General features: G+C 31.9%; 17 protein-coding genes and 1 pseudogene. 3 read left to right on the forward strand and 15 right to left on the reverse strand.

The features are described from left to right. Nucleotides 1-10 precede the first annotated feature (10 nt). The 3 genes from F754_RS0105235 to F754_RS0105245 all read right to left on the reverse strand — a co-directional run bounded on the left by F754_RS0105235 (nt 11) and on the right by F754_RS0105245 (nt 2,934). Nucleotides 11-904: a branched-chain amino acid ABC transporter permease gene (locus F754_RS0105235; protein WP_023648870.1), complete on the reverse strand. Its 894-nt coding sequence runs from the start codon at nt 902-904 to the stop codon at nt 11-13. An 89-nt stretch (nt 905-993) separates the two neighbouring features. Continuing rightward, nucleotides 994-2,229, reverse strand: coding sequence for an amino acid ABC transporter substrate-binding protein (locus F754_RS0105240; protein ID WP_023648871.1), 1,236 nt, complete (start codon nt 2,227-2,229; stop codon nt 994-996). Nucleotides 2,230-2,319: 90 nt separating this feature from the next. Further along, on the reverse strand, nt 2,320-2,934 hold the full coding sequence (locus tag F754_RS0105245) for a LysE family translocator (protein ID WP_023648872.1): 615 nt from the start codon (nt 2,932-2,934) through the stop codon (nt 2,320-2,322). 120 nt (nt 2,935-3,054) lie between these two features. Here F754_RS0105245 and F754_RS0105250 point away from each other — a divergent pair, with 120 nt between their 5' ends. Then, nucleotides 3,055-3,351: a TIGR03643 family protein gene (locus tag F754_RS0105250; protein ID WP_023648873.1), complete on the forward strand. Its 297-nt coding sequence runs from the start codon at nt 3,055-3,057 to the stop codon at nt 3,349-3,351. A gap of 3 nt (nt 3,352-3,354) precedes the next feature. Then, nucleotides 3,355-3,609 (forward strand): glutaredoxin 3, encoded by a 255-nt coding sequence (gene grxC / locus F754_RS0105255; RefSeq protein ID WP_023648874.1) that lies wholly within the window; start codon nt 3,355-3,357, stop codon nt 3,607-3,609. 7 nt (nt 3,610-3,616) lie between these two features. Here grxC and F754_RS0105260 read toward each other — a convergent pair whose 3' ends face one another. The 12 genes and pseudogenes from F754_RS0105260 to msrB form a co-directional block, all read right to left on the reverse strand. Continuing rightward, a complete protein-coding gene (locus F754_RS0105260) occupies nt 3,617-4,615 on the reverse strand; it encodes a hypothetical protein (protein WP_023648875.1) in 999 nt (332 codons plus the stop codon). 3 nt (nt 4,616-4,618) lie between these two features. After that, on the reverse strand, nt 4,619-5,491 hold the full coding sequence (locus F754_RS0105265; protein WP_023648876.1) for an inverse autotransporter beta-barrel domain-containing protein: 873 nt from the start codon (nt 5,489-5,491) through the stop codon (nt 4,619-4,621). A gap of 92 nt (nt 5,492-5,583) precedes the next feature. After that, nucleotides 5,584-6,591 (reverse strand): hypothetical protein, encoded by a 1,008-nt coding sequence (locus tag F754_RS0105270; RefSeq protein WP_023648877.1) that lies wholly within the window; start codon nt 6,589-6,591, stop codon nt 5,584-5,586. Further along, complete coding sequence (locus tag F754_RS0105275) at nt 6,588-7,163, reverse strand: FecR domain-containing protein (RefSeq protein ID WP_023648878.1); 576 nt, start codon at nt 7,161-7,163, stop codon at nt 6,588-6,590. The genes F754_RS0105270 and F754_RS0105275 overlap by 4 nt, the downstream gene beginning before the upstream one ends. Beyond that, complete coding sequence (locus F754_RS0105280; protein ID WP_023648879.1) at nt 7,156-8,472, reverse strand: hypothetical protein; 1,317 nt, start codon at nt 8,470-8,472, stop codon at nt 7,156-7,158. The genes F754_RS0105275 and F754_RS0105280 overlap by 8 nt, the downstream gene beginning before the upstream one ends. Nucleotides 8,473-8,502: 30 nt before the next feature. Next, nucleotides 8,503-9,576 (reverse strand): hypothetical protein, encoded by a 1,074-nt coding sequence (locus F754_RS0105285; protein WP_155242593.1) that lies wholly within the window; start codon nt 9,574-9,576, stop codon nt 8,503-8,505. Nucleotides 9,577-9,695: 119 nt separating this feature from the next. After that, nucleotides 9,696-10,820, reverse strand: a complete 1,125-nt coding sequence (locus F754_RS0105290) for a hypothetical protein (RefSeq protein WP_155242594.1) — start codon at nt 10,818-10,820, stop codon at nt 9,696-9,698. Between the two features lie 25 nt (nt 10,821-10,845). Next, nucleotides 10,846-11,796 carry an inverse autotransporter beta-barrel domain-containing protein gene (locus tag F754_RS07685; RefSeq protein WP_027303469.1) on the reverse strand — a complete coding sequence of 317 codons (951 nt, stop codon included), beginning with the start codon at nt 11,794-11,796 and terminating at the stop codon, nt 10,846-10,848. Nucleotides 11,797-11,908: 112 nt separating this feature from the next. Further along, complete coding sequence (locus F754_RS0105300) at nt 11,909-13,096, reverse strand: hypothetical protein (RefSeq protein ID WP_023648883.1); 1,188 nt, start codon at nt 13,094-13,096, stop codon at nt 11,909-11,911. 73 nt (nt 13,097-13,169) lie between these two features. Beyond that, a pseudogene (locus tag F754_RS07610) lies at nt 13,170-13,349 on the reverse strand (peptide-methionine (R)-S-oxide reductase); the annotation flags it as partial. 25 nt (nt 13,350-13,374) lie between these two features. Beyond that, nucleotides 13,375-14,595: a hypothetical protein gene (locus tag F754_RS0105310; protein WP_023648885.1), complete on the reverse strand. Its 1,221-nt coding sequence runs from the start codon at nt 14,593-14,595 to the stop codon at nt 13,375-13,377. 91 nt (nt 14,596-14,686) lie between these two features. Beyond that, the gene (msrB, locus tag F754_RS0105315; RefSeq protein ID WP_023648886.1) at nt 14,687-15,058 is read right to left on the reverse strand and encodes a peptide-methionine (R)-S-oxide reductase MsrB; all 372 of its coding nucleotides are present in this window, start codon (nt 15,056-15,058) and stop codon (nt 14,687-14,689) included. A 47-nt stretch (nt 15,059-15,105) separates the two neighbouring features. On the opposite strand from msrB, the gene F754_RS0105320 reads away from it, so the two are divergent. Next, on the forward strand, nt 15,106-15,828 hold the full coding sequence (locus F754_RS0105320; protein WP_023648887.1) for a class I SAM-dependent methyltransferase: 723 nt from the start codon (nt 15,106-15,108) through the stop codon (nt 15,826-15,828). The last annotated feature ends 1 nt before the right edge of the window (nt 15,829 follow it).

Here is a 15,829-nt window from a genome sequence, read left to right on the forward strand (position 1 = left end):
TTATTATTTTTCACTTTAAATACTCTCTTTTTTTAGAAAGTTTAAATCTTCTATAAACTAAAATTAAAACTAACAATAAGAATACAGATCCAATTCTAAACTCTGTTCCCAAAATATAATCAGCAAATTCTTCAAACACTCCTAAACCCATCCCTGAAACTGCAACGCCTGGTAAATTTCCTAATCCTGCAATAATAACAATCATGAAAGATCTAATTGTATATGGCAATCCCATATAAGGATGAATTGTGAATGTAATAGCAACCAATGCACCTGCAACACCACAAAGTGCTGCATTAATTCCAAAAGTAGCTGCATAGACTTTTTCAGTATCAACTCCTAAAATTTTTGCTGCTCTTGCATTTTGAGCTGTAGCTCTAATTGCTCGACCTAACTTTGATTTTTTCATATAAACAACAAGCCCTATTGCAAAAATAATACTTATAATAGCTGAAAATAATTTAGAATTCGGAAGTGTAACTGAATTATTAAATAACATAGTTGTTCCAAATTCAGAATTAGCAAGAACAACATCTGCACCAAATGCAAAGTTCATTAACTGCATGAAAAGGATACTTATGCCAAATGTAGCGAGTATTGAGATGAATAAATCTCTATCTACAACTTTATTTATTACTAACTTATAAAGACCTACCCCTACAAAATACATTATCACTGGTGCAACAATCACACCTAAAGCTGGATGAATTCCTGAAAGGTACATAAAATAAGCAATATAACCACCTAGAATTACCAAGTCCCCTTGAGCAATATTAATAATATTCATTACTCCCCATTGAAGAGCCATTCCATAAGCTATAAGTGCAAACAAAATTCCAAGCAATATTCCATCTAATGATGCTTGCACCATTAATATTGGTACTTGAAATATAAGTAGATCCATAAGTTTTTTGAAACTTTCTAAATAAAATTTAAAAACTTTTTATATAAAAATGCCCCCTATTGCTAGGGAGCATTTTGCATATTAGATATTTATCTTTTAGACCAAGAAGGAATTGGGTGTATCAACTCAGCTGAAGCCCATTTAGTAGGAGCTACAACTTTGTTTTCACATTTATCCCCATCACACATAACTTGGAATAACACCATTGGCTTATCAACATTCTGACCGCCAGCTGCAAATTTTATGTTTCCATAAAAAGTTTGCATATCAGTATCAGCAAGAGCGTCTCTAACTTTTACTTTGTCAAAAGAATTTGCTCTTTCAAATGCATCTTTAAAAACCAATAAAGCTGCTGAAGACTCAGCTGCTTGATATGGTGGTGCATAATCAAATAATTTTTTAAAGTCAGCATCATAAGTCATACCATCTTTAAAAAAATCATCCTTGTAAGTTAATGTTTTATGCCATTGTGAAGCACATAATGCGTACTGTGAATTTTTACCATGTTGTTTTGATAATTTCGCAGCATCACAGTGTGTCATTGCAAGCATTGGTACATCAACTTTCATTTCAGCAATTTGTCTAACAGCTGTTAAAGCACCTTTAGTGTGACCTGAAACTACAAGAACATCTGGTTTAACAGCTTTAACTTTTGCTAAAGTTGCAGCCATATCATTTAGTTCTTTAGGTAGCTTGTCATCTATTACTTTTTTAGATCCTGTTCTTTCGATTGCTTCCAAAACACCTAATCTAACATCTTGTGAAAAAGCATCTTGTTCAAATGCCATTGCAACAGATACTGGTTTACCACCATTTTTTTCAACAGCTAAATCTATAGCTACATCAAGATATAAGTTTGCAGGCGCAAGTACTGCAAAAAGATATTTGTAACCTTTTGTAAACAATGATCTTGAAGCTCCATTAGCTTCAACCATTGGTACACCGTATTTTTCTGTAACAGGTGCGATTGCTTTAGTTAGTCCTGAACTGTATGGGCCAAGCATATATTCAACACCATCTTGTTTGATTAATCTTTCTGCAAGTTGCGCTGCTCTTTTAGGGTTTGACTCATCATCATAATAGATAATTTCAAACTTATAAGTTTTTCCACCAACTTTAACACCACCCATGCTGTTAATTCTGTCAACAGCCATATTGTAACCGTTTTGAGTATGAACACCATTAGATGAATATTTACCAGTTAATGAAATAGCAGAACCTAAAACTATCTTATCACCTACAACTTTTGCAAAAGATGTAACTGATGAAGATAATAAAATTGCTAATGCAGAAACAAAACTTAAGATTATTTTACTTAATTTCATTTTATTTCCTCTTGTTAATAATTAATTATTTTTCAATTAAATAAAGAAACGTAACTTATTGCAAGTGGCAATAAAGACCACTCACTAAGCCTAATATTGTTGTGTAATAACAATTATTCCTGCAATAATAATTAGAACACTCGCAGAAATTGTATTAATAGTTTTTGGATTTGCCTTGATCCAAGTAATTAATTTTTGTGCAAGTAATGCATAAGCAATTAAAGATAGAAAATCTAAAACAACATAAGTTGTAATTAAAATTATAAATTGAACTAAATAATTTGAATTAAAATCAATAAATTGAGGAAAAATTAACGGAAAAAACATCCAAGCTTTTGGACTTGTGCCCGCAACTAAAAAACCGTCTTTAAAAAAAGAAAAAAAACTTTTTGAAACAATATTCTTAGAATTTATGTCTTTAGGAGTAGAATTATAAAGATCATAAGCTAAATACAAAATGTAAGCTACACCAATCCATTTAAATATGTTTAGCAGAGTAGAATTTTCTGAAAAAAAAGATCCTATTACAAAAATAACTAATGTTGCTTGAATAATATTTGCAGTAACATCTCCTAAAGCGGTCCAAATACATTTTTGAACACCATAATTCATTGAATATGAAATAATTACAATTCTAGGAGTGCCTGGCGTAATAAACAAAAAAAGAATTATCTGTAAAAATAGGAAATAGTTTAGGGGGAACATTTTAGGTTAGATAGTCCAAAAAAACCGGGAGCTAAAGATGGCTAAGATGGACTATCAAAATACATATTAGCATATACTAAATAAAATGCATTAATCATTTTTTTAAAATATAAAGGATTTATGAAAAAAAAAGGTCACACCCCTATCACCAGAGTTAAAAATCCCGAGCCAGAGGTAACAGACCCAGATTGGGTTATATGGGCCGCTTGGGCTGATCGGATCACATTTGAAGAAATAGAAAAAAGAACAGGCAAAACTGAATCTGAAGTAATTAAGATTATGCGAAGATCTGTAAAACCTACTTCATTTAGATTATGGAGAAAAAGAGTAAATCAAAAAAGCATCAAACACAGAAAAAAATTTGAATACTCTAGAAAAGAAATAACTAGTAAAATTAAAAAGAATGACTATTTGTAAGATATGAAATCAGTAACTATTTATACAGGTCCTCTTTGTAACTACTGTGATGCTGCTAAAAGATTATTAACTAGAAACAATGTTGAGTATAAAGAAATTGATATTTCAACAGTTGATGGTGCAATGGACGAAATGATTAAAAAAGCAAATGGTAAAAGAACCATTCCACAAATTTTCTTTGATGATCAACACATTGGTGGTTACGATGAAACTAGAGCTTTAGAAAAAGAAAATAAACTACAAGAACTTTTAAAATAGTTTGATACTATCTCCAAGAACCTCTTGCTCTTGCAGTTTTAGCAGTCATAGTAAAATCAAAAAAAGCCATATCCCAGAAATAAACCCGGTTAGTACCACCACCATCGTTTAATCTCATACCTCGAGAATTATTGTATTTGATTTCTATTCCTGCTGTTCTCGGTCCAATAACCATTGGTCCTAATTCCATTATACCTTGAATTTTAGAAACCCCATTATCACTTCCAGATTTGCATCCAGTCAAACCATTTTTTATTTGATCTGTGTCTGTTGCGCCAACACCCGTCACTAATGTGTCATCAGATTCTAATAAGTATGCTGCAACTGTTCCATTAGTGCCAGGAAAATTTAATAAATGATTGCAATCGTCATTACCATCCATTGTCATTGTATTTATCCCAACAGAAATTTCTGACGCTACTGCGCCTTCAGCACAGCTAACATTAGCTTGAGCTGCACTTGCACCATCTGTATAACCATAAAGAGGAGAAAAGGTACCTTGTCTAGTAACACAAGTATTTGATCCAGTGTTGCTTTCATCTGTCATATCACCATTGAATGTTACACTAGAAGTAAATTTAAACACACTCGAAAAAGTAGCTATACCATATGTATAAGTTCCATGCGGAACAGCTGAATAATTTCCAGAATTACCAATTGGGGTACCTTCTCCCAGTTTTACTGATACCTCTGCCCCATCATCATCTCTAAAAAATGTTGTACAATTTGATCTGTCAACTGTAGTAGATACTGTTGGTCCAGTTGGTTTTTCAGTACACAAATCAATCCTTAAGAAAGTTAACTTTTGTTCATCTGGCTGAAGCTCGCAATTTTGTGTTCCAGGTGTTGCTAGTACCCCTGGAGAAGCAAAAGTACATGCAGGTTCACGAGTATCTTGAGTTCCTGATGGCTCTAGAGCGTTTGAGTTTGTTGGATAAAATGAAGATGCTAATAATACTAAAAAAAATGCACTAAATAATAATCTTAAATTTGTATCAAATTTCATAATTTAAAATCCTATCACTGACAAAGTCAAATCTTGTTGTTTTACTATTAAATTTTGTCTTCTAACTTTTTGAAATCTTTGGTCAGCAACTGAGGTTAAACTGTAAGCTTTGTCACTTATACCAAAAGTTTGTTGATCTGATTTATAGCAACATTTCCAGGTCAAACTTACAAACTCCCTATCTTTTGTTGAATTATCATTACTTCTTTTTCCAACTTCGACATTAAGACCAAAAGGTAAGTTTGCTTCTAATGACATTTCATCACCTTTTAAATCACCAACACCACTCGCACCCTCCCATTCAAAAGTTCTGTAGTAGGCCTTAGTCCAAGGTAAATATGGCAAAGGCGCTCCAACCTCCATATCATGTCCATCTAAAGCTTTTTCTTGAATATCATTTACTGTTTTCCAGCCAGACAAACCATAGTATTGATTGGCTCTTAAAGAACCAACACTAGTGATTGCCTCAAGTCCAAAACTAGCTCTTCGATGCCTTGAAGTAAATTCTTCGTCAAAAAACATATTAGCTCCTACCATCAAATTTTCATTATCAAGCAATCTTCTTTGACCAACACCCAAATTCAATGTTTCTTGGTCATTATCAGAAAAATAAATACTACCTTGGGTAAATGTTACGTTTTTTTTATCATCGATATCTGAGAAAGGCATTACAACTAAAATATTACCTTTAACTTTTTGGGTTTTACCTGAGCTCAATGATACTTCCGCGGTTGGAAAAATTTTTCCTAAACCACTAGTTAAACTTTTATTTAATTCACTAGTTATTTTATTAGTTGCTTTATTTTTTAAATCTTGCGCATTTGCATTAAAGGCAAATAAAGAAGCTAATAATGCTATGGCAAATTTTTTTAACATATTCCAAATTTATAATTGATCTTCAATTTAATATAAAAATCTTTGATGTAAATCAAAATTAAACCTGATTTGGGTTAATATTTTTACTTTCATTAATCACCAGTAAAATTTGTGGCAACTGTATTTGCTGTAGCGCTATATCTAACAACTCCATCTATAAAATCAGCAGCTGAGGCATTATGAGCTGCATGTGATGCCTCAAAAGATGCAGTAGATGTTCCTAAAGTTCCTTCTCCAGGAGTTGTAAATCTTGCTTCAATAAGAACATTTTCTGATCCACCAGTTCCATGGCTAACATTTTTTTGCATAGCTAACCTTTCAGAATTATCCCAGAATTCAGCAGGCTGACCATCCTCTCTAATAAAACTAGTTATAGAATGTTTGCCATTTGTACCACTACCACTTTCATCAAACCATGGAAATGGATCATTTGCACCAACACCAATTTGTCCTGTGCTGGTTACAAGTGTTTTGGTCAACTCCTTATCAATAGGGAATTCTGTATCACCAAGATTTGCCGCCCCACCTTTTGCAAGAGTAGTCATCCCGGACCCGTTATGTAAAGTAACCGTTGACTCAATTTCTCCAAAAAAAACATTTCTTTTAAAATCAACATAAACTTTTATTCGTGCTTGTTGAGCTCCTGGTGTTGCATCAAAAATTGTATTGGTGTTATCATTATTATAGTTGCCTCCCTCTTTTGTTAAGGTCATCATACCTGTGTCATAAACAACAGTATCCAAGTTAGGCTCTAGGTCTTTTTTACCTAAGAGTTCATTTTCTTCACCACCAATTACTACTAGCTGGGTCTCACCACCTGAAAATACAGCGAGTGCTTCCCCATCATTCTGTTGTCCAAATGTTTCTGCGTCTTGTTGAACGGTTTCTAAAACTTCATCAGTATTAATAGCTTCACTTGTAGCATTTTGAACTTGATCAGCACTGTCAGCTGTATTTTCGTTAATTGATGAAAAACTTGTAGCAGATGCAATCGATTGAATAATATTAGTTGGTGCACTTGCAGTTAAATCTGAGAAAGCAAAAGAAGTTTTAAAAAATAAAAAAACTATTACTAAAAATATATATCTTAAGTTTTTCATTCAAAAACCACCGATTGAAATCCAGGAGTTGAAATATTTACAGTGTTAGATCCATCAGAAACATTTAAGATCCCAGGTATCATTCCTAGAGTATTTCTTTTACCTGGGCCTAAAAGGACTACAGTACTTTTTTTATCAGACTCGGTTACTACAATAAATTCTGTTCCTCTTGCACCAACTGAGCCTGTTGGAATGTTTACCTCTAAATTGTCAGGATTTTGTTTGCTTATCTCCCCTGTAATAACTCTTACAGTGCCAACTTTTATGTTTGAGACAATTTTTCCAACTTTTGTTTGAGGATCATAAACAAAATCATCGATGGTTAGCTCTGATTTTTCACCGATTGTTAAAGCTGTTTCATCTAAAAGTAATATTTGAGCATTAGATTGTTTGCTTACAATAATTGTATCTCCAAAATAAATTTTTGAACCAGTTATTAACTTTTCATTTTTTTGATTAGAAATATTTCCAACTCCAACAGCCACTACACCTATAAATTCATTAGCAATTACTAACGAAAAAGAGAACAAAGATAACAATAACGAAGTAAGTAAAATTTTAATTCTATTCATTTAACGAAAATCTTTTTATTATATTAAAACTAGTATTTTTTCTTATAGCAGAGTTATTAATTAAGGTCGATTCTGAATCGATTTCTACATACTTTAAACTATAAAAAGTCTCACCATTTGGATCTAATTCTTTTAAAAATGGCAACAATTTTGATAGTCTGCCGGATAATTGAATTTGAGACGTTTCAATTTCGTCCTGTCGATTGATTACTGAGTGAATTAATTTATTTTTTCCTCTATAGCTATTTTTTTGGTAAGTTTTGTCTAATTTTAACATTCCAAAAGGTAACACTCGTGTATATCCAATATTTAAACCAGGACCATCATAGCTATTGTAACCTATCTTTGCGTCTTTTCTTGTATAAGAGATTTTAGTACTAATTAAATTTACATCTGAAAATGTGTAGTTGTAACCAAGGCTACCAGTTGAAGTATCATTATTTTTGTCATCTGAAACAGCTTTTGTACTCGCTTTTTCATCATATTTTGTTGAGATAAAACTTGAGCTGTAACTAATACTATTATTTTGATTGATATTATAAGTATTATTAAAACCAATTCCTCTACTATTAAGGTCATCTTCAGATCTTTCGTTAGTTCTTGAGTAAAACGCATAGGGAATAAAATAATTTTTTCCAAATATTTTTGAATAACTCACAGAACTAGAAGCTAGATCATTCACAAACGTCTTACCTTTATTTTGTGTATTAATTTTTAAACCAGCATTAAAACTAATTGCTGAGGTTTCATCTATATTTTTTCCAATCGTTAATGATGATCCTCTTACATATGTTTTATCATATCTTTGTAAGTTATTAGGAAAAGGACCTATCTGATTTTTTGAGATTAATTTATTAGATTTAGTATATCCATCAATATTAGAGTTATCTGTTTGAGAATAATTAAGATCTAAATAAGCAAACCATTTTGGTTTAGGGTTTGATTGTTGTCTTATCGTTTTTAAGATTTCTGCAATATAGTCTCTTGTTTCTTGACTGGTATTTGGATCTTGCAACATAGTTTCGATCATTAACTGTAGCTTTGCAACAGAATCCATTTTTAATAAAATTGAAATTAAATAAAGTTTAATATCTGTGTTTACTGGATAAAGCATACTTAATCTCTCTAACGTTGAAAGCGTTGCTTTGTATCTACCTAGAGCCTCTTGCTCGGTCGCGTATTTTAAGTTTATTTTTAAATCTGCTGGGTTTTCTAAAATTTCTTGAAATGTAATTTCAGCTATTGATGGTTTAATACAAAAAATTGATAATGATAAAAAAACAATTAATTTTTTGAAATTTTGGCTCATATATTTTAATGAGCTTAACAGCTTCTGGAGTTATCGCCAAGCTCCTCTTCTTCTTTTTGTTTTGGTCTTAACTTGAATTGTAAATGGATCTGCACCCATTTTAGCTGCCCAAATTTTATTGTTATCACTAGTATCTATTGCCATATCAATTGAAACGGATGAATATGTAGTTATAAATAATTTAAAGCTAGTTGTGTTTTCACTTATTATAATTGGAGATGAATACTTAAAAGTACCATTAATTCTTCTAGCTTCGTTTGCATTTGCTGCAATAGAAGTGTTGTCCGTCTTAAGTAAGGCTCCAGCCATTTCAAGCCCTGTAATTCCAGTATCATTCTCTACGCTAAAATAACCGCCAGTATCTGCCGAAAATGGATCCTCTTCTGGATTATCTGCAAGATCATCTATAATTTCTGTTGCCCATCCTATATCTGATGCAGATGGTTCATCCGAACCACATTCTAAACGTGCATTTGTTGTACCAGTTCCAGACGCTACCAATGTTACACCATGAGCAGTATTATAACTTGCAGCATAATTACCAGCCGAACCGTCTGCAATTCTATTTGCATAAGTAGTTACTGCCGCTTTTGACCAGCACCATGCTCCATTTCCGGTGGTGTTTCCAAAAATATTCGCAGCATTACCATTCGATAGAAGATACTGCTGTTTATGTTTAAGATTTAAATGATTATGAACAATAACTGTAAAATAAGTATAGCTACCAATAGGAAGTACTAAATCTTCTCCATCTAATAGATTAGTATCAACACCTGGCTCAAGAATAACTTCTTTTTCAGATGACAAAATATCAATACAACTTTCAAAAATAGGATCAGCACTACCTTTATAAGGATCATCTGAGCATAGAGCAGCCTTATAAAATTTAATCTTATATTGGTCTGGTTCTTGACTGCATTGGTCTACTGTCGTAGATGTTCCAGCTAAAGTAAATGGTTTTACTCCAGGTGTTGTCACGATTGCCGTTCCATCAGCATTCTTGGTGCATCCTACTGCAGCAGCTTCACTGGAAGATTGTGCCAACAAGTTAAAGATTACACTAAATGCAATGACGACTATAAAAAGTGATATTTTTTTAATCAATTAAAAACCACCAATGGATAAAAAGTAGGCTAAATTTTTCATAATGTTATAAATATTAATACTTTAATCTAATAACACAATTATTTTTTGTATAATAATTAATACTTAAAGAAGGTTACTTATCTCCAAGCCCCTCTTGTTCTTTTAGTTTTTGTTTGAAATTTTACTCCAAAAGGATCCACACCCATTTTTTTTGCTTCTAGGGTTTGTGGATCTGCTCCACTTCGATGTACATCTAAAGATACAGTTGAATTAGTACTGATTAAAATTTTAAATCCTGTAATTCCTTCTGTTATATTTATTGGAGTTGGTAACTTTGCGATATAAGCAATTTTTACTGCATTAGCTCTTGATGTAGCAATTGTTTCATCAGCTTGTATAAGAGTAAATGCTCTTTCTGTTCCATCACTAGTATTAGGGTCAGTAAAATAATCAGAGTGTGCACCAAAGGTAGTGTCGCAGTTGTTTTCAGCATCACAAGTATCACTTATTGAGTCAATTATTTCATAAGCAAAACCATATTCTTGATCATCACCTTCTGTTGTTACCACAGATGATCCACACGTTAAAGTTAGCGTTGTCTCTCCTCCAGGGGTAGGACTTGTAAATGCTCTTGTGTCACCTTTTGCGGTAGTATGGTTACTTGCAGAAATATTATTATAGGTTGTTGCTTTATCCTTAACAGTCCAACATTTTACACCAGTGTTTGGTCCACCGGTACCTGGTTTATAGCCGTCCATTGTAAACCCTTCGGCGTTGTCATCGTTTCGAACAAACTCTACATTGTGTTTTACTGCAAGATGATTTCCACCAATTAAAACTGCGTGTGAATAAGTTCCTACTGGCAGTATAAGTTCTTCTCCATCTAACAAATCTACTTCTTCCCCTAGTGGAATAATTATATCCTTTGGATTATTGTCTGTTCTTGAAATTATTGTTGCAGGGCAAACTGATAATATTGGTGATGCGCCCGATCTGTAAGGATCACTTTCACAAAGAAAAATTTTATAACCTTCCATTTTATAAAATAAAGGAGACTCCATACAAAAGTCTGCTACAAAAGAAGTTCCCCCATCAATTGATAATGGTTTATCATCTGCTGGAAGTGTGCCTGAGCCAGTAGAATTTTCAACAATTACTTTACCATCTGCTGTAGTATGACAATCATCTGCAGCAAAGCTTTCTGTTTGAAAAATTAAGACACTACTAAATAAAATAGTAATAAAAAATATAACTCTAAGCATATTTTTATTGATTGAATTAATTAAATTAAAAACCACCTACGGATACACCTGAAGCAGCAATTTTAACAACTCTAATTTTATTTTCACGTTTTATTGGTTGATAAAGTTTATCACTAACATCTGTTAAACTTGTAGCACTTTTTGGAGCTTCATTGTTATTGTCTCCTCCAAAGTTTATTAAATATTTTAGGTTCCCATAATAATTATCAGTATTTTGATTATTATTTTCCCAACCAGCTTCAATTGCAAAATTACCTATTTTAGCATCAGCTCCATATCTATTACCTTTATCTTCAAAAGTACTTAGATCTTCTGGATTTTTAAATTTATAAGCACTCATATATAAGTTTACATCATATTTTATTGGTAAATGATAATCAGTTCTTAAATCCCAACCATCCAATGCTCTTTCGGTGTAACTTCCTTCTTTATTTACTTTTCTTCCACTCATTGCATTGTAATAATTTCCTCTTAAATCAAATATGCTTGTGATAGCTTCAACTCCTAAACCAACTCTTTTATGACTTTCAGTAAACTGATGATCATAAAAAGTATTCGCACCAATTATAACTTTATTATCATTTAAAAGTTTTCTAACTCCTAAACCAATATTGATCGTTTCATCACTATCGTGTGTGTTTAAGCTAGTTTGATTAAAAATTGTACCACCATTATTTAACTCTAACAGTTCATAAACGCTCATAATGCTAAAAGTTGGCTTGTAATACTCTTGAAGTTTTAGGTCAAAATCAATGTATTTTAGACCCCCCAAGCTATCTCCAGCAGATACTCCGCCTAGATTATTTACATAAGAATTTATTCCACTTGTGATTTGGTTACTTAATGAATTAATTTTTTTATCTTTTAAAGATAAAAGTTTATCAGTTGCTTTTAATTTAAGATCTTGAGATCCTACATTGGTCGCGATCAACAAACTTAGAGTTGCTGGTATCAAGTAACGTAAAATTTTTTTCATGTATGTCATTCTTTTGTAGTAGATTTAAGATGATTGTAAACTAAATAAAGACCCAATTTGAGTTTATATTGTTACTTTAATTAATTATCTTTAAAATACTGGGTTAATATATCTATCTCCAAGCTCCTCTTCTTCTTTTTGTTTTAGTTTGCACATTAACAAAAATTGTATTTCCATTTACAGCTGTTGCTTGCAAAACTTGATCATTAGCTCCCGCTTCCTCATAAACAGCCATTTCAATCGAATTGTTAGTTTTAAAGTTTAATTTAAATCCAATTGTATTCTCTGTAATACTTACAATGTTATTAGTATCATCTTGTATGAATAAAATTTTTTCAACTGCCGAAGAGCTCGTTGCAGGAGTGTCAGAAGAGTTGTATAAATAGTACGCTTGTCGAATTGTTGGAAAATCAAGGTGGAACCCTCTGTCTTGTCGAGCTGCATTTCTAAAATTAGAAGCAACTCTACTGGTTGGAAGACCATCACCGTCCTGTCCAATAGCCATCCTATCTCCAAAATTATCTACTATGCTAATAGCCCAATCGTTTTCAGCTATAGCTTCACTCATTGTTCCGCAGTGAAATCCTGCTGAAGGTTGTTTTCCTGTAAAATTTGTTGGGAGAGTATAACCTCTTAATGTTGTAAATCCTGCACTTTGACGTTCTTGGTTGGTAGTAAAAACAAATTTTTTATCTGCACTATTTAATCCTGTATAACAAACTTTACCCGTACCTGTTGAGCCATCATTGTTATCTGGATCATAACCTCTTATGACGAAATTGGCATCCCCTCCTGTTGCTGCTGCATATTCTTGAATATGTTTAATCTGAATTACATTGTCAATTAAAGCAAATGTAAACGGGTAGACACCGATTGGAATTGTAAAGCCTCCAGTTAATAAATCAACCTCAACACCTGGCTGTATATTTACATCACTACCTGTCGAATTATCAAAAATGCTTATACAGGAAGTTAAATCAGCACCAATTGTATTACCGGAACCACTATCAGGTATTCTATAAGGATCTTCGGTACATAAACCCATTTTAAACATCTTAAGTTTATAATTATCAGGCGTAACTTCACAGTAACCTCCCCTGTCTGGGTCACTAGAATTTGCATGAGAAAAATCTGTAGGACTTGATGCGAGTGCAAAAGAAGTGTTATCACCATCTTCTTCTTTAACTAAAATCGCTCCATCAGCGTTTGTTGCACAGATGCTATAATCATTTGCATTAGCAAAATTGTTACTTGATAAAAGAACGCTCAAAAAAAAGGTTATATAAAATAATTTTTTCATAATTTTATATCAAAGGAATAATATAAAAAATTTTGATGTAAACTAAATAAAAACCCAATTTGGGCTTATATTGTTAATTTGGTTTAAACACTAAACAAACACCATTATTACAGTATCTTTTACTAGTAGGATTGGGACCATCTTCAAAGATGTGACCATGATGACCACCACATTTTTTGCAATGATACTCTGTTCTTGCATAACCTAATAAGTGATCTGTTTTGGTTTCAAAGACATCTGAAAGGGATTGATAACTCTTAAAATAGTGGTGAACCTTATTATCTCCAAGCTCCTCTTCTTCTTTTTGTCTTGGTTTGAATATTTCCAATAATCGTTCCACCATGTATCTGATTTGCCATTAATACTGTAGGGTTATTTGCATCTTGATGAATTTGCATTTGCATTGCATTGTTAGTTTTAAAGTTCATTTTTATACCTGTAGTAATATCTGTAATATTTACAATATTGTTTGGATCATGCTGAATCCACAATATTCTTGTGACATCGTCTGGATCAGTTGCGATAGTGTTATCATCTTTAAGCAAATAATATGATTGTGAGATATCTGGAAAGCTGGTGTGAAATGGAGCATCTTGTTTACCTGCATTTCGAAATTTACTTTCATCTCTAGTGCAAGAGCCTTCTGGTTGATAGGTACACATTGGAGCTCCGAAGCTATTTAGTATAGTTGTAAACCAATCAAGTGCATCTACGCCAGATCCCACAGCGTCTCTACATCTAAATAAGGCCGATGGTTGTATTCCTGTTAGTCTTGTTGGAAGATCAAAACCTCTCAATGTAGTAGCACCCCCACTTTCTGAAAGTTCATTTGACTGGACCGAAACAAATTTTTTACCAGAGTCATTAGTAGAGGTATAACAAACAGTTCCCTTATGCTCTGTATCATTTAAATCATTTGGATCTGGATTATAGCCCAATATTTCAGCATCACTACCATCAGTATTTATAAATTCTTGCGTATGTTTAATATGAACTCTGTTATCTAATATAGCAAATTGATATGGATAGACACCAAGTGGAACTACAATGTCACCTTCTAATAAATCTACTTCTTCACCTGGCCTTAAATTAACTTCTTTACCATCACCCTTATCAAATAGAGATACACATGAAGTTAAACTTGCCATTTTTGTATTGCCTGCAATATCATCAAATTCTATATAGGGATTTTCTGTACAAAACCCTAATTTAAAAAATGTCATTTTATAATTATCAGGCGTAATATCGCAAGAAGCCCCCATATCTACATTTTCTACATTATTAATTGTTCCTTTATCTAAAAGATTAAAATTGTCTGGGTCACTTGCTAGCGCAAAAGAACTAAGGTCGGGACTTGCCTCTTCCTTAACTAGTATTGCTCCACTAGCATTTGTTGCACAAATTACATTTTCATTTCCATTTACATAATTCTCAACAGAATAGCTTGGAACTACATAAAAAATATTAAATATCAAAAGTAAGAAAAGTATTTTTTTCATTTTAGTTAATTTTTTTAAAAGAGTATTTAATTTGTGTAATAGATTTAAGATTATTGTAAACTAAATAAAAACCCAATTTAGGTTTATATTGTTACTTTGGTTTAAACACTAAACAAACACCATTATTACAGTATCTTTTGCCTGTTGGATTGGGTCCATCCTCAAAGATGTGCCCATGATGACCACCACATTTTTTACAATGATACTCTGTTCTTGCATAACCTAATAAATGATCTGTTTTGGTTTCAAAGACATCTGGAAGGGATTGATAAAATGAAGGCCAACCTGAACCACTTTCATATTTAGTGTTTGAGTCAAATAATTTTTCTCCACAATTAGCACAGTGAAAACTTCCATCTCTTTTCTCATGATTGAGTTCACTTGTATTTGGTGGCTCAGTACCTTCTTCAAATAAAACTAGCTTTTGCTCAGCTGATAAGGAATTGTTTACTTTTTTAACCATAGAACTAATTATAAATTATAAATATATAATTTAAAATAAAAAATAAGATGTTTACAAAAAATATTTATTATAGGTTAAAATATCAGTTTTCTAAAAAAGCTATTATACAAATTTTATTTTTGTATGTTTTAGATAGATTAAAACACCCCTTTATTTCTAAAATAAAAAAACAAAAAAAAGAAGGTCATAAAAATTATTTAATTTCAAAAAAGACTACTACGGATTACTTCTCATTAAATGCCTATTATTGGGATTTAATTATTAATAAAAACTTTAAAAAATTCTCTTACTTAGAAATTGGCTCCTGGGAAGGAAATAGCGCGATGTTTGTGCTTAAAAATTTTAATACAAAAAGTGTAACTTGTGTTGATATTTGGGACTCAAATGACGATGCACATAAAGATAAACAATTAGAAAATTTTAAAAATTTTCAATCAAATTTAGTTGAATTTAAAGATAGATTTTTATTTTATAAAAATACATCTAATGAATTTTTTTTAAATAATAAGGAAAAATACGATGTAATTTATATCGATGGATGGCATGAGGCACCTCAAGTTTATGAAGACATAAATAATTCTTGGAATTGCTTAAACGAAAACGGGATTATTATATGTGATGACTATTTTTATGGAGATATAATAAATAATAAAGACAGCAATCTTCCTGCAAATAGTATCAATAAATTTATTTTAGAAAATAAACAAAAATTAAAGATTATTAACGTAAATAATACTCAAATATTTTTTAAAAAGTTACCAATTAAATAAT

The organism is Candidatus Pelagibacter ubique HTCC8051 (assembly GCF_000472605.1).
GTDB classification, from domain to species: Bacteria; Pseudomonadota; Alphaproteobacteria; order Pelagibacterales; family Pelagibacteraceae; genus Pelagibacter; species Pelagibacter communis_B.

Coding starts and splice junctions, on each gene's coding strand:
- F754_RS0105235 (WP_023648870.1), bottom strand. CDS start 904: ATGGATCTACTTATATTTCAAGTACCAATATTAATGGTGCAAGCATCA.
- F754_RS0105240 (WP_023648871.1), bottom strand. CDS start 2,229: ATGAAATTAAGTAAAATAATCTTAAGTTTTGTTTCTGCATTAGCAATT.
- F754_RS0105245 (WP_023648872.1), bottom strand. CDS start 2,934: ATGTTCCCCCTAAACTATTTCCTATTTTTACAGATAATTCTTTTTTTG.
- F754_RS0105250 (WP_023648873.1), top strand. CDS start 3,055: ATGAAAAAAAAAGGTCACACCCCTATCACCAGAGTTAAAAATCCCGAG.
- grxC (WP_023648874.1), top strand. CDS start 3,355: ATGAAATCAGTAACTATTTATACAGGTCCTCTTTGTAACTACTGTGAT.
- F754_RS0105260 (WP_023648875.1), bottom strand. CDS start 4,615: ATGAAATTTGATACAAATTTAAGATTATTATTTAGTGCATTTTTTTTA.
- F754_RS0105265 (WP_023648876.1), bottom strand. CDS start 5,491: ATGTTAAAAAAATTTGCCATAGCATTATTAGCTTCTTTATTTGCCTTT.
- F754_RS0105270 (WP_023648877.1), bottom strand. CDS start 6,591: ATGAAAAACTTAAGATATATATTTTTAGTAATAGTTTTTTTATTTTTT.
- F754_RS0105275 (WP_023648878.1), bottom strand. CDS start 7,163: ATGAATAGAATTAAAATTTTACTTACTTCGTTATTGTTATCTTTGTTC.
- F754_RS0105280 (WP_023648879.1), bottom strand. CDS start 8,472: ATGAGCCAAAATTTCAAAAAATTAATTGTTTTTTTATCATTATCAATT.
- F754_RS0105290 (WP_155242594.1), bottom strand. CDS start 10,820: ATGCTTAGAGTTATATTTTTTATTACTATTTTATTTAGTAGTGTCTTA.
- F754_RS07685 (WP_027303469.1), bottom strand. CDS start 11,796: ATGAAAAAAATTTTACGTTACTTGATACCAGCAACTCTAAGTTTGTTG.
- F754_RS0105300 (WP_023648883.1), bottom strand. CDS start 13,096: ATGAAAAAATTATTTTATATAACCTTTTTTTTGAGCGTTCTTTTATCA.
- F754_RS0105310 (WP_023648885.1), bottom strand. CDS start 14,595: ATGAAAAAAATACTTTTCTTACTTTTGATATTTAATATTTTTTATGTA.
- msrB (WP_023648886.1), bottom strand. CDS start 15,058: ATGGTTAAAAAAGTAAACAATTCCTTATCAGCTGAGCAAAAGCTAGTT.
- F754_RS0105320 (WP_023648887.1), top strand. CDS start 15,106: ATGTTTACAAAAAATATTTATTATAGGTTAAAATATCAGTTTTCTAAA.